The sequence below is a fragment of the aff. Roholtiella sp. LEGE 12411 genome, assembly GCF_015206995.1.
Taxonomy (GTDB): Bacteria; Cyanobacteriota; Cyanobacteriia; order Cyanobacteriales; family Nostocaceae; genus Komarekiella.
Map to the genome: position 1 here is coordinate 15,828 of NZ_JADEXR010000008.1, position 13,307 is coordinate 29,134.

Consider the following 13,307-nt stretch of genomic DNA (forward strand, 5'->3'; position numbering starts at 1 on the left):
CTATTTGTGAAGTATGGAAATGCTACTAATTGCTAATGAATATCTACAACATTGGGGATTGCTGCTGTAGATAAAGAATTTTGTTGTGGCTTCCCAATTCGGGAACGCACCCAATTAAACCAAACTTCTAATCCCTCATTTGCTTTAGTAGAAACAGGAATAATCTCAACATCAGGATTCATCTGACGGACGTTTGCCTCAATGCGGCTAATATCAACGTCTAGATAGGGAGCTAAATCTGTTTTCGTAATCACCAGACAATCTGCTTCTTGAAACATAATCGGGTATTTCAGTGGTTTATCTTCGCCTTCAGTAATACTTAACAAAGCGATTTTAGCGTGTTCTCCTACTTCAAATTCAGCGGGACAGACTAAATTACCAACATTCTCCACTAGTACTAAATCAAAGTCTGAGGGATTGTATTTGTGCTCCAGTTGATGAATTCCGCCTGCTACCATTTTGGAATCTAAATGACAGGAACGACCTGTATTAATTGCAATGACAGGAACATTGTATTTTCGCAGGCGTTCTGCATCTAAATCAGTTGTCATATCACCTTCAATGACAGCTATTTTTAACTCTTTAGTTAAAGCTGCAAGGGTACGTTCTAGTAGTGCCGTTTTACCAGCACCGGGACTACTCATGATGTTGAAACAGGTAATTCCCCATTCATCAAAATGCGCTCGGTTGTGGTCAGCGCCTTGTTGATTGGCGTGGAGCAAGTTAATTCCTAATACCGCGTCAAACGTTTGATGCATAAGCGTATTCAATCCTATCAATTTTCAACTCTCTACCTGAGCGAATATCATCCATTGGAGAATTACACTCAGGACAAGCGTACTGTAAACCAATTTGTGGTAAATATTCTTGTTGGCAACGATGACAAAAGGCAATTAGTGGTGTTTCCTGAATTATCAGTTTTGCTTTTTCTAAAAATGTGTTACGCGTTTGTACTTCAAAAGCAAATTGCAAACTTACAGGTTCAACACAAGTGAACTTCCCGACAATTAAGTGAACTTGAGAAATTTCTGGTCGCTCAGTTTGGGATTCCCACCAATCTTTTACTGTTAAAATTAGTGCCTTTGTCATGTCAGTTTCGTGCAAAATTTACCTCCATTCCTCAACTAACTCTGGTTCTGCTGCGGGATGAATATATACAGGTTTTTGTTTGCGTGGTAATTGACCTGATACAACTAAATGCGCCATCGTATCACAAATTACTCGCGCCGCCATTAATGATGTCATATCACTAATGTCATAAGGCGGTGAAACTTCTACAACTTCTAGTCCACAAACAGGTGCCTTTTGGATAATTTTGCCTAACAAATACAGCGCTTCACGCGGTAATAATCCACCGGGTTCAGGCCAGCCAGTTCCAGGGACAAATCCAGCATCAATGCAGTCAATATCAAAACTGACATAAACGCAATCTGTACCGTCTAATGCTCTTTCTAAAGCAAAGTTGACGGCTGCATCTAGCCCCATTTCAGTGATGTCTGTCACTGTTAAAATATTCGTGGCTCTTTCTCGACAAACTTTTACACCTTGACGCGGTACTTGCCAACCACCAATTCCTAATTGAACTAAGTTTTTTGCTGGTGCATTTTTGATATTTGTGGCATGAAACCAGGGACAAGTATGCATTCTTTCATCCAGGTCTGTTTCCTGGGTATCCACATGGCGATCAAAGTGAATAATACCCACTTTTTTATCGCCTAAATGACGACAAATACCACGGACTGTGGGAAAACCAATTGAGTGATCACCTCCCATAATTATGGGGAATGCACCAGAGCTAAAGATATGTGCAATACCTTTAGAAATCTGATCAAAGGACTTTTCATTATTAGCTGGAATGGTGAAAATATCACCAACATCGCATAGAGTAATCTGCTCGCGTAAGTCTACACCCAATTCAAAGTTATAAGGGGTGTATAATGCAGAGATTCGGCGGATTCCTTGGGGGCCAAAACGCGTTCCGGGTCGATAAGTCGTTCCAGAATCATGAGGTACACCAACGATCGCAACGTCATATTCACCAACTTTCCGCACATCTTCTAAGTAAGGTGCTTTTAAGAAAGTATTAATCCCGGCAAAGTGGGGAAGTTCCCCACGGGAAAAGGTGGGAATTGAGCGATCGCGTATACTTTCTGCTGCTTCTAACCCATATTCTAGTCCTTTGGAAACTTCCTGCTGCCACCCTGTTAGCGGTAAATGTGCTTCTTTTTCCAGCGCCCGGCCTGCTTGCGTAGAAGGTGGTTGGAAATGAGAATTGGAATCAGAAGAAGATTGTTCAGTCATATTTCGGGAAGTTTAAATTTTAAGATTTGCTAGGCAAAACTATAGCCCGGGTAATCCATAACAGATAATATTCTGCTATGTATCTCCCGGGCTTTTTTCCCGCCGTGTGACCAGTTTTTGATAAACTGGGTGCTTCTCTTGGACCAGTCATTTAACTTCAAAAGTGTTAAACCGGAACCCTAGAAGCTATTAATTTTTACCCAATTGCTAGTAGTTGTTTTTGGCACTTGGTTTTTTATACTCAAGCTTATAAATATCAAAAAGCATTGAGATAAAAAGTATCAGAAGTTACAAAAAATCTTAAATTTACAAAATGTTTGATCAAAAGTGACAGCGTTACTGTTATGAAAGCGCGATTCTCCCAAGACTGGGCAACAGCACAGGACATTTTGGGCATCTGGTGCAAAAGTATTGTATTATTTAGCCTTTAGGCTCTTTTTGTAATTATGATGTTAATGCAATCGGACTAACAGCCAAATGTTACGCTTTCTTTTAATAGATGACAACCCAAACGATCGCCTCTTAACAATTAGTCAACTGGAACGGGAGTTTATTGACCTCCAAGTAGAACAACTCACTACAGCAGAACAACTAACTCAGACATTAGAAAGGGGGGAGTTTGACTTGGTTGTCACCGATTATCAGTTGCGCTGGAGCAATGGTTTAGACGTGCTACGGACAATTAAAGCGCGTTATCCTCACTGTCCAGTGATTATGTTTACCAACAGCGGTACTCAGGAAATTGCAGTAGAGGCAATGAAGTCTGGATTGGATGACTATGTTGTTAAGTCACCTCTGCATCACGTACGCTTGAGTGCGGCTATTCGCTCTGCCTTAGGACAAGTTGAAGCTCGTCAAAAAGCAGCAGATTTAGAGGCGCGTTTCCAAACTCTGCTCAATCGGTTAAATGTTGGGATTTATCGGGCAAGTTTTGATGGTACTTTATTAGAGTGCAATCCAGCATTTCTGCGTCTGATTGGACTGGGAATATTGCCCCAAGAACAGACGAGTCAGTTTAGAGAGCCTTATTTTCAACTAGAAGACCATGCTCAACTAATCAGCCAATTGCAACAAATTGGTGAGGTGCGCGATCGCGAAATGCAACTGCGACCAGCAGATGGTACTCTGATTTGGGTGCGTGTCAGTCAGACCTTCACCAAAATGAATGGCAACAGCATCATTGACGGTTTGATAGAAGATATTAGCGATCGCAAACAAGCAGAGTTAGAACTAGAACAACTGCTGATCCGTGAACAAGAAGCCCGGATGGAAGCTGAGACCCAAAGGCAAAACTATAGTTTATTGTCTGAAGCTAGTCGGTTACTAGCATCTTCGCTCGATTACCACAAGACTCTAGCCAACTTAGCTAACTTAGTAGTTCCCACTTTAGCTGATTGCTGTTTTATTGATGTTGTCGAAAGCAATCTTACAGTCTTTGAAGAACCAGTTATTGCTGCTGCTACCCCGGAAATGGAAGCGTTAGCGCTTGTGCTAAGACGGCTTTATTCCAACTCAATTGATGCTGATTTTGGCGTGCGAAATGTTCTCACAACAGGTAAGCCAAAGTTAGTTAGTGATGCACCAGATGCGTTTTTACTTTCAACGAACCAGGATGCAGAACCTCTGCGGCTGATGCGCCAGATAAACATTCAATCCTATATGATTGTGCCGCTAGTCGCTCACGATGCCTACGGCGGGCTGCACCTACGCAAACTAGGTACGATTACTTTTCTAACAAACCAGCCGAATCGTCGCTACAGTAGAGCCAATTTAGTAATAGCTAAAGCACTGGCTCAACGAGCAGCTACCGCAATTGATAATGCTCGCCTTTACCAGCAAGCACTAGACGCCAATCGAATTAAAGATGAGTTTCTAGCTATTCTGTCTCATGAAATCAGAACTCCATTAAATCCCATCTTGGGTTGGGCAAAACTTCTGCGTAGTAACAAGCTAGATCAACAAAAGACTGCTTTGGCTCTTGAAACCATTGAACGGAATGCTCAGTTACAAACTAAACTCATTGAAGACCTACTGGATATCTCCCGTATCTTGCGAGGTAAACTAAGCCTCAATATTTGCCCAGTTGATTTAGCAACCATTATTAGAGCCGCGATGGAAACAGTCCGGCTATCAGCTGAAGCCAAATCGATTCAAATTCACTCTGATCTCGATTCCACTGTTGGTCAAGTATTTGGGGATTCGGGGCGTTTGCAGCAAGTCGTCTGGAATCTGCTCTCCAACGCGATTAAGTTTACCCCAGAAGCCGGACAAGTTGAGATTTATTTAAAGCCAGTTGATTCCCAAGCTCAGATTCGGATTACAGACACAGGTAAAGGAATCAGCCGAGATTTTCTCCCCTATGTATTTGACACCTTCCGTCAAGCTGATAGTGCAACAACCAGAAAATTTGGCGGCTTGGGATTGGGACTAGCAATCGTCCGTTATTTAGTAGAAATGCACGGTGGAACTGTATCAGCAGAAAGTTTAGGAGAAGGTCAAGGAGCAACCTTCATTGTCATGTTACCCATGATAGTTTCTGATGCACTGATGAGTAGCGAAAAAAGTAATGCAACGGCTGCTTGTGCTTCAGCTTTTGATGGTCTTCAAATCTTAGCTGTAGATGATGATCCTGATTCTTTAGAGTTAGTTACCTTCATTTTGGAAGAGTGTGGAGCAACAGTCAGGGCTGTGTCATCAGCAATAGAGGTATTAGAAGTCTTAGCACAGTCAAAACCAGATTTACTGGTGAGCGATATCGGTATGCCAGAAATGGATGGTTATATGCTGTTGAGACAGATTAGGTCACTTCCTCCAGAGCAAGGAGGGCAAATTCCAGCGATCGCTCTTACAGCTTATGCTGGAGAAACAAACGAGGAGCAAGCAATTTCAGCAGGCTTTCAAGCCCATATTTCAAAGCCAATAGACCCAGCCCAGTTAATTACAACGATTGCTAACCTAGCAATTAACCACAAAAAGTTTCCCTAGTACGTAGTCGCTTTTGGATTGAACTACCAGATTTTGTAGAGACACGTAGATATTTCAGCATTAGTAAGATAGCTTCAAACGAAAACGGCTATAGGCTAAAAATATCAATGGTAAAATAGAACAACTTTCAGGACTTACGCAAGTGTCATATTTTTAACGCCAGAGGTTGTCCAGAGTCAAAGGTCAAAAGTCCAAAAAACCTTGATTCTTGAACGCCACTTGCTTTAAGTCAAAAGAGCCGCAAGGGCGCAGTGGCTCCCCTTGACCCTTGACCCTTGACTCTTATACCAGAAGCCTTGTGTGCCAGTTGCGTAAGTCCTAAACTTTAATAAAAAGTCAATAGCTCTTATTTTCGTTAGAGTGAGATAACAATCAAAGTGTGAGGGTTGATACTGATGCGAGTCTTGCTAGTGTATCCGATATTTCCTAAAACCTTTTGGTCATACGAAAAGATTTTGGCATTAGTTGATCGCAAGGTTTTGTTACCACCTTTAGGTTTAGTAACAGTGGCAGCGATTTTGCCTCAAGAGTGGGAATTTAAGCTGGTTGATCGCAACATTCGCCCAGCCACAGAGGAAGAATGGGCATGGGCAGATGTAGTAGTTCTCTCTGCAATGATTGTCCAGAAACAAGATTTACTTGACCAAATCACAGAAGCAAAGCGGCGTGGTAAGTTAGTTGCGGTGGGTGGGCCATATCCTACTTCTGTTCCTCACGAAGTTCAAAATGTTGGTGCAGATTTTCTGATTTTGGATGAAGGAGAAATAACCTTACCGATGTTTGTAGAGGCAATTCAAAAAGGAGAAACCTCTGGGACGTTCCGCACCGCAGAAAAACCTGATGTCACAAGTACACCAGTACCCCGTTTTGATTTATTAGAATTAGATGCATACGACATGATGTCGGTGCAGTTTTCGCGCGGGTGTCCTTTCCAGTGCGAATTTTGCGATATTATCGTTCTTTACGGTCGCAAGCCGCGCACCAAAAACCCTGCACAGTTGTTAGCAGAGTTAGATTATCTCTACGAGTTGGGTTGGCGGCGGGGTGTGTTCATGGTGGATGATAACTTTATTGGCAACAAGCGGAATGTCAAGTTGTTGCTAAAAGAGTTAAAAGTCTGGATGGCAGAACATAAGTATCCCTTCAAGTTTGACACTGAAGCTTCAATTGACCTAGCCCAAGACCCAGAATTAATGGAGTTGATGGTTGAATCTGGCTTTGCTGCGGTGTTTTTGGGAATTGAAACACCGGATGAAGACAGTTTGCAAATGACCAAGAAGTTTCAAAATACTCGCAGTTCGCTGACTGATGCAGTACAAAGCATCATTAAAGCTGGGTTGCGGCCAATGGCTGGGTTTATTATTGGGTTTGATGGTGAAAAAGCTGGTGCAGGCGATCGCATTGTCCGTTTTGCTGAACAAGCAGCAATTCCCTCTACTACTTTCGCCATGTTACAAGCGTTACCCAATACCGCGCTGTGGCATCGTCTGAAAAAAGAAGGACGACTCCGGGAAAATCAAGATGGCAACATCAACCAAACAACTTTGATGAACTTTGTTGCCACCCGTCCCTTAGAAGATATTGCCCGAGAATATATTGAAGCCTTTTGTGCTTTATACGACCCAATACAGTATTTGGATCGCACCTATCGCTGTTTCTTAATGATGGGTTTACCGAGTTGGAAAGCGCCAGCCAAAAAGCCAGAGTTGGTGGTTGTCAAAGCGCTGCTAATTGTGATTTGGCGACAAGGAATCAAACGTGAAACCCGCTGGAAGTTCTGGCATCATTTGTTTAGCATCCTCAAGCGTAACCCTGGAGTTGTGGAGCATTACCTCTCCGCCTGCGCTCACAACGAGCATTTTCTAGAGTATCGCCAAATTGTGCGCGATCAAATTGAAAGTCAGCTAGCTGAATATCTAGCACAAGGTGCAGAAACACCGTATGTGCTGGTTAAGAAAAAAGTCGAAGAAAAAGCTGAAGCGGTAGTTAGTTAAGCCAAATTAGCAGAATATAAATAATCGCGATCGCTTTTTAAGCTGAGGAGAAATTTACGAGCGATCGCTTTCTTTTGGAATTTTATTGGATAAATACTTTCTTATGTCTTATTGTTACCTACTAGCATCGCTACCATTAAATGCAATTTTAAAGAATATCATCACTTGAGAAAAGTGTCTCTAAATCCCGGTATCCACGATTTCAGCCTCAGCACGCCGGATATCTTCTTCAATTTCTGCAAACACCTCTTCGCCATCGACTACTTCACCACGCTCTGAGGCTTCTAGACCTTCTCTGATTTTAGCTTTCAATTCTGCTAGACGCTGTTCTTGGAGGCGATCGCGTTCTTCTAGCAATCGCAATGCTTCACCAATCACCTCATTAACTGAGTGGTATCTACCACTAGTAACTTTATCCTTAACCAACTGCTCCAGTTCTGGGGTCAAAGGTACATTCACAACCTATTACCTCATTCCATTTACATTTACTTTATATGCTAGCCGAACGGGGTTAGAGCAAGCTTAATTCGCCGCTGTTTGCGCTTCTTGATAAATTATTTCCTGAAACTGGATCATGTCTTTTTGCGGATCAGCGTGGCTAACTTTCACTAATATCTGTTCGCCCAAGTTCACAGAACGTTTGAAAATCATTGGTAACTGCAAGCCCAAATCTTCTAACAGAATTAGTGCTAAGTTGCTATCTTCCCGCAGCCACATCAATACTGTCACATTCCAAGTCTGCTCTGGATGACGGCGCAGATATTCTAAAGCCCAATATCTATTAGTTTGCCGTTCTACCATCGTCACCTCTTGGGTGGTACTAGTGACAGTCATCATCACTTCTTTGAGTTGTTCTGCTGAGAATGGCAGCATTTCACCGCGCAAGTGGGCTTTAAGTTGAAAATGGGTTAGTAAGTCACTGTAGCGGCGGATGGGAGAAGTCGCTTGGGTGTAAGTATCCAAGCCCAAACCAGCATGACGCAAAGGCGTGATGCTCATTTCACTCTTGGGCATACAACGACGCATAGCGCAAGCCCTAACAAATCCTGCCGGTAGCTGGAGTAATTCCTCTTCTGGGGGCAATTCTGGCTGTGGCTGACCACGAAATGGCAAAGGTATGTTATGAGCTTGACCGTAACGGGCAGCAACTTCACCGGCAAGAATCATCATCTCTGCTACCAGTTGCCGCGATGGCGAATCATCTAAAATATCAATGTTGATCTCGTCACCTTTGACTTTGATCATCGCCTCTGGCATATTAATGCTAATTGCGCCTTGAGCATACCGCCAGGTTCTGCGCCGCTGTGCCCAAGTAGCGATCGCCTCAATTTCTGGTTCTGCTTGCACGCCTAATTCCAGCACTTCATCTGCATCTTCATAAGTGAGGCGATAAGTCGGTTTAATCAAGCTGGTATGAATACTGTAATCTTCTACTGCTCCAGTTATATCTAGAACAATTCCAAAGCTCAGAGCGCAACAAACCCGTCCCTGTACTAAACTCATCGGCCCAGTTGCCAGTAACTCTGGAAACATGGGAATCATCCCAGTCGGCAAGTAAACTGTACTACCCCGCTTTCTGGCTTCTAAATCTAAATCATCTTCTGGCGCTAACCACCGTGTGGGATCGGCTATATGCACCCACAACCGCTGTCGTCCATCAGGTAGTAATTCCCAACTCAGACCATCATCTATCTCCGTGGTACTTTCATCATCAATAGTGTATGCCTTCAGGTGAGTCAAATCCAGGCGATTTGCATCTAAGTCGGTCGGTGGAAAATCCAAACGCTGTTGCGCCACTTCTAATACCTTATTAGGAAACTGAATCGGAATTGAAGAACGACGCAGGAACAAGTTCTCATAAGGACTCCACCAACCTAAGTCCACCAAAAGTTGAAATGCTCCTGGGGGAGTTGTGGGGCGTCCCAGCATGGTCATAGTTTCTAAAACTGGAGCCGGGGGAGGATAGGCACGAGCCAAAGAGTCATAATTGACCCCCATCCGCACGGTGTCAGCAAGCAGCGCTGCATATTTTTCCAGTCCTTCTAAGCGCTGGAGATCGTGGCGTTGCCACTCTACTGCTTCACCTTTTAGCGCCTGCTCTACACGAGCTAAAAATTCCTGCTGTCCCTTAGCTTTTAGAGCCTCTACTTCCATCTGGTGCTTGCGCTCTGCTACCTGAGCAGTAGTTCGCGGCTCGTAAGCCTCTGCTTTTTGCTTGAAATAGAGTTTGTCCTCTGATAACAAGCAGTGAGCAGCATAACAATAAAGCGCGTCTGATTCAGAAAAAAGCAGATTCGCCATTTGGTCTGAGGTAACTGTTTCCCCATCCTCAACCAGTAATTCCCAAGCTACTTCTAAGCTAGATGGATCTAAATAAGCCTGGGCTTGCTCCAAAAAGCTGGGAATCTCAGATGGCTTGTAAGTTTGTCCGTTAACTGTATAGGTAATTTGTCTAGGCGCGAGGCTGTGGGATTGACCGCGTTCGTCTACCACAAACCAGCGGGTTTTGCCGTCTGGGCGATCTACGACACCCAGACGACGATCGCCTTGAACCCTAAATTCAACTAGCGTCCCCTTCTCCACAACTCTCGCGCTTTATTTGGTGAACAGTTTAAATAGTTTATAAGGTAAAAGTCCAAAGTCCAAAGTCAATAGTCAATAGTCAATAGTAATACTTCTTGACCCTTGACCCTTGACTCTATGACCCTTGACTCATAACTTTTTTTAGCCTTCTGCATTGATAAATGGCAATAAAGCCACAATCCGCGATCGCTTAATCGCTAATGTCAAGTCTCGTTGTTGTTTACAGGTCAGTCCAGTAATCCGGCGCGGTAATATCTTGCCTCGCTCGGTGATAAACTTACGTAACAAATCAACATCTTTGTAATCGATTGGTTCTCCCGGCTTAATTGGAGACAGGCGACGACGATAATAGCTCATCTTTACTTAATTTCCTTGTGAACGGTATGTTTGTTGCAGTGGGTACAGAACTTTTTCAGTTCTAACCGATTGGTTGTATTGCGACGGTTCTTAGTGCTGGTATACCGTGAAACACCAGCAGAGCGCTTGTCTAGGTTAGTGCGACACTCAGTACATTCTAGTGTCACTATTATGCGGGCACCTTTGCTCTTAGCCATAATCTTACAAACAGTAAAGCCTGAAGAGAATTAACACAAATGACTATCTTCTCACATTACGACGCAAATTTCCAACTAATCGCTTAACTTTTATATCTAGCGAGTAGCCACGACGCGACGAAACTATGAAAGTTCCTGTATAGCGATCGTGCAAAGCTTGCCGCATCTGGATATCAGAGAAGGCAGTAGCACAATCGATTGCCAGAGGAAGTACAAGAAGTATAGCAGTAGGATTGACTCTAATGTTACTCAGGGCAATTGATACTAAAAGTGCCCCAAAACCAGCGATCGCCTCGCGCTTCAGCAGCGATCGCAAATCTGGAATTCTGCCCACTACCTGTCCATCTTCGACTTCCAGCACTTTCAAATCGAACGCCCAACGCCCTAAACTTTGCCCTTGATTGTTGTATACCAACACTACTCGCAAAACCAGCCAAGCGATCGCAAAAACTAGAATCTGAGCAAATTGAATACCGGGGTTGTTACCTCCTAGCAAGGAACTGACTAACCAGACAACCAGAAAATCAAGCCCCAATGCCATACCTCGTCGGCCAATCTCAGCCTTGGGATAGTGTTTTTCGGTAACTCTTTCGATACTCATATAAAATTAATTATTTTATTTAGGGGGTGGGAGTACTACAAAATGGAACTAGAAATGTTTAAGTTAGCAAGTAATCAGAGGCGATCGCTATGCTATCAGTCAACGATGCAGAAGCAATTATTTTAAATTTAGTGCAACCATTGGATGCTCAGCGGGATATAGAAGTTGTAGATTTATTGACAGCAAATAATCGTATTCTGGCAACGCCTGTTACTAGTTTGCTAGATTTTCCCCATTGGGACAATTCGGCAATGGATGGGTATGCTGTACGTTATGAAGATGTGCAGCACGCCAGCGCCGAGCCTGTCATTTTGGAAATTATTGAAGAGATTACTGCTGGATATCAACCCAAGTCTACGGTTCAACCGGGACAAGCGGCACGAATTTTCACAGGTGCGGTGATCCCCGCAGGTGCAGATACTATAGTCATACAAGAGAAGACACGCCGAGAAGAAAACCGAGTTTTTATCCTGGCTGCACCGCAACCACAAGAATTTATTAGACATAAAGCATCTTTTTATCAAGCTGGAACATCACTACTACCAGCAGGAATTAGGTTAAATGCTGCGGAACTTGCGGTGTTGGCAATGGCACAGTGTCCCCAATTAAATGTTTACCGTCGTCCGCGCGTGGCGATTTTTTCTACGGGTAATGAGTTAGTAACGCCTGATCAACCGCTGCAACCTGGTCAAATTGTAGATTCTAATCAGTATGCTCTAGCAGCGTTGGTAAAGGAAAGTGGTGCAGAACCCATATTGTTAGGAATTATTAAGGATGAGCCAGATGCCCTTCAAGAAGCGATCGCATCTGCTATTGCTAAGGCCGATATAGTTATATCTTCCGGTGGGGTTTCGGTAGGAGATTACGACTATATTGACCAAATTCTGGAGTCACTAGGGGCAAAAATCCACATTCGTACGGTGGGTATGAAGCCAGGAAAACCCCTCACTGTCGCCACTTTCCCAACTCAGCACTCCTCTACAGAGGCGATTAATGGCGTCTGTAATCCTCACTTTGCACTCTACTTTGGTTTACCAGGAAACCCTGCTGCGGTTTTGGTGGCTTTCTGGCGGTTTGTGCAATCGGCAATTAAGAAATTTTCTGGAGTTACTGAAGGTTGGAAACCGATATTTGTAAAAGTGCGATCGCATAATGAGTTACGAGCTGATGGCAAGCGTGAAACTTACCTTTGGGGAAAATTACATTTAATTGATGGAATTTACGAATTTCACAAAGCTGGTGGTAGTCACAGTTCCGGTAATTTAATTAACCTAGCTCAAACCAACGCCTTAGCTATTTTACCCATAGGTCAAACATTAATTTCTCCAGGAGAAGAAGTGGAAATTTTGCAGGTAAGTAATTAGTAAGCTACAACATATTTAAATTGCCTAATCATTTATGAAGGTTGTCCTTTGTCATTAGTCATTTACCTATTTTTAGGTTAAGTGTCTTAACTGTCTTGTAAAAGCCTAAATTTTGATTATTTTGTCGTAATTATTTTGTTAACTGTCTTATCTGTCGTTGCATTTATTTGATGATAGTGAAAAAATACAAACGTGACAGGGAAAACCCGTTTTCAACATCAAAATTATCTCAACAATTTCTATTCCTAGGAAAAAAATAATGAGTACACTTGACGAAACACAGACATACATCTTAACAAAAGGGCAAAACATTCAACTGTCAGATAAATCCATCCAAACCGAAAATTTTTATGTTGCAAAGACCCTACGGCATGGAGGCAAAATCCGATTCAAAATTCGTTATCGTGCCGAACTACAAGGTTTTTGCCTACTCGAAATTCTTCTGATAAAAGCACAGATTGGAACAATGCATTCTAGTATGAGCATTCCCAACGGTGCTTTGACAACTAGTGTTCAACAAACAGTGCGAGAGTTTAATATTTGGGAGACAGGAGATTATTACTTCTTGTTCAAGATGTCTGCTAATGTTGGAAAGTTTTATATCGACGACTATCAACTTGATTGGGCAGCTAGTTAATTAGTTTTGAGCATAAATCAATCCCAAAATCAGCAACACCCAACGAGCAAGTAGCAACTTCTGTACTTTTTCCTTTGATGATGTGGAATCAAGTTTAGTAAGTTTAAACTACTAGAAAACCGCAGATATCTGAATGCGATCGCCTTGCTAAAGCTAGGTTAATTATGGTGTCAATAAAACGTTATTTTTCCTGATTTAGCAATTGCGATCGCTATATAAATATTATCTTATTTAGACTATTTTTCAGGTAGCAATATCACGAAAATCCTTACTTATTCTAAATCGATG

General features: G+C 42.8%; 12 protein-coding genes and 1 riboswitch. Of the genes, 4 read left to right on the top strand and 8 right to left on the bottom strand.

Annotated elements, in window-relative coordinates; genetic code table 11:
* Positions 1 to 32: 32 nt before the first annotated feature.
* The 3 genes from hypB to speB are packed head-to-tail and all read right to left on the bottom strand — an operon-like array spanning position 33 to position 2,301.
* Positions 33 to 758: a hydrogenase nickel incorporation protein HypB gene (hypB, locus tag IQ246_RS03205; protein ID WP_194000064.1), complete on the bottom strand. Its 726-nt coding sequence runs from the start codon at positions 756 to 758 to the stop codon at positions 33 to 35.
* Complete coding sequence (gene hypA, locus IQ246_RS03210) at positions 742 to 1,104, bottom strand: hydrogenase maturation nickel metallochaperone HypA (protein WP_255515431.1); 363 nt, start codon at positions 1,102 to 1,104, stop codon at positions 742 to 744. The genes hypB and hypA overlap by 17 nt, the downstream gene beginning before the upstream one ends.
* Before the next feature lie 3 nt (positions 1,105 to 1,107).
* Entirely contained in the window at positions 1,108 to 2,301 is a 1,194-nt protein-coding gene (gene speB / locus IQ246_RS03215; RefSeq protein ID WP_194000066.1) for an agmatinase, read from the bottom strand.
* An 81-nt stretch (positions 2,302 to 2,382) separates the two neighbouring features.
* A riboswitch (guanidine-I (ykkC/yxkD leader) is annotated at positions 2,383 to 2,495 on the bottom strand.
* Positions 2,496 to 2,778: 283 nt separating this feature from the next.
* Between speB and IQ246_RS03220 the strand changes: the two genes are divergently transcribed.
* Positions 2,779 to 5,286: a response regulator gene (locus IQ246_RS03220; protein WP_194000068.1), complete on the top strand. Its 2,508-nt coding sequence runs from the start codon at positions 2,779 to 2,781 to the stop codon at positions 5,284 to 5,286.
* 395 nt (positions 5,287 to 5,681) lie between these two features.
* Positions 5,682 to 7,280, top strand: coding sequence for a B12-binding domain-containing radical SAM protein (locus IQ246_RS03225; protein WP_194000070.1), 1,599 nt, complete (start codon positions 5,682 to 5,684; stop codon positions 7,278 to 7,280).
* A 180-nt stretch (positions 7,281 to 7,460) separates the two neighbouring features.
* Here the strand turns inward: IQ246_RS03225 and IQ246_RS03230 are convergent, their stop codons facing one another.
* From IQ246_RS03230 to IQ246_RS03250, 5 genes are all read right to left on the bottom strand, one after another.
* Positions 7,461 to 7,739, bottom strand: coding sequence for a type II toxin-antitoxin system ParD family antitoxin (locus tag IQ246_RS03230; protein WP_194000072.1), 279 nt, complete (start codon positions 7,737 to 7,739; stop codon positions 7,461 to 7,463).
* Between the two features lie 63 nt (positions 7,740 to 7,802).
* Complete coding sequence (locus IQ246_RS03235) at positions 7,803 to 9,863, bottom strand: ribonuclease R family protein (protein ID WP_194000074.1); 2,061 nt, start codon at positions 9,861 to 9,863, stop codon at positions 7,803 to 7,805.
* Positions 9,864 to 10,004: 141 nt separating this feature from the next.
* Complete coding sequence (rpsR, locus tag IQ246_RS03240) at positions 10,005 to 10,220, bottom strand: 30S ribosomal protein S18 (RefSeq protein ID WP_162397070.1); 216 nt, start codon at positions 10,218 to 10,220, stop codon at positions 10,005 to 10,007.
* A gap of 2 nt (positions 10,221 to 10,222) precedes the next feature.
* On the bottom strand, positions 10,223 to 10,417 hold the full coding sequence (gene rpmG / locus IQ246_RS03245) for a 50S ribosomal protein L33 (RefSeq protein WP_162397071.1): 195 nt from the start codon (positions 10,415 to 10,417) through the stop codon (positions 10,223 to 10,225).
* A 43-nt stretch (positions 10,418 to 10,460) separates the two neighbouring features.
* A complete protein-coding gene (locus IQ246_RS03250; RefSeq protein WP_194000076.1) occupies positions 10,461 to 11,018 on the bottom strand; it encodes an RDD family protein in 558 nt (185 codons plus the stop codon).
* Between the two features lie 89 nt (positions 11,019 to 11,107).
* On the opposite strand from IQ246_RS03250, the gene glp reads away from it, so the two are divergent.
* Together glp and IQ246_RS03260 are read left to right on the top strand one after the other, a co-directional pair.
* Complete coding sequence (gene glp, locus IQ246_RS03255) at positions 11,108 to 12,382, top strand: gephyrin-like molybdotransferase Glp (protein ID WP_194000078.1); 1,275 nt, start codon at positions 11,108 to 11,110, stop codon at positions 12,380 to 12,382.
* Positions 12,383 to 12,641: 259 nt separating this feature from the next.
* Complete coding sequence (locus IQ246_RS03260) at positions 12,642 to 13,019, top strand: hypothetical protein (RefSeq protein ID WP_194000080.1); 378 nt, start codon at positions 12,642 to 12,644, stop codon at positions 13,017 to 13,019.
* Positions 13,020 to 13,307 lie beyond the last annotated feature (288 nt).

Excerpts from the sequence above, each read along its gene's own strand:
- IQ246_RS03260 (WP_194000080.1), top strand. The coding sequence starts at position 12,642 with ATGAGTACACTTGACGAAACACAGACATACATCTTAACAAAAGGGCAA.
- IQ246_RS03225 (WP_194000070.1), top strand. The coding sequence starts at position 5,682 with ATGCGAGTCTTGCTAGTGTATCCGATATTTCCTAAAACCTTTTGGTCA.
- rpmG (WP_162397071.1), bottom strand. The coding sequence starts at position 10,417 with ATGGCTAAGAGCAAAGGTGCCCGCATAATAGTGACACTAGAATGTACT.
- hypB (WP_194000064.1), bottom strand. The coding sequence starts at position 758 with ATGCATCAAACGTTTGACGCGGTATTAGGAATTAACTTGCTCCACGCC.
- glp (WP_194000078.1), top strand. The coding sequence starts at position 11,108 with ATGCTATCAGTCAACGATGCAGAAGCAATTATTTTAAATTTAGTGCAA.
- speB (WP_194000066.1), bottom strand. The coding sequence starts at position 2,301 with ATGACTGAACAATCTTCTTCTGATTCCAATTCTCATTTCCAACCACCT.
- rpsR (WP_162397070.1), bottom strand. The coding sequence starts at position 10,220 with ATGAGCTATTATCGTCGTCGCCTGTCTCCAATTAAGCCGGGAGAACCA.
- IQ246_RS03250 (WP_194000076.1), bottom strand. The coding sequence starts at position 11,018 with ATGAGTATCGAAAGAGTTACCGAAAAACACTATCCCAAGGCTGAGATT.
- IQ246_RS03220 (WP_194000068.1), top strand. The coding sequence starts at position 2,779 with ATGTTACGCTTTCTTTTAATAGATGACAACCCAAACGATCGCCTCTTA.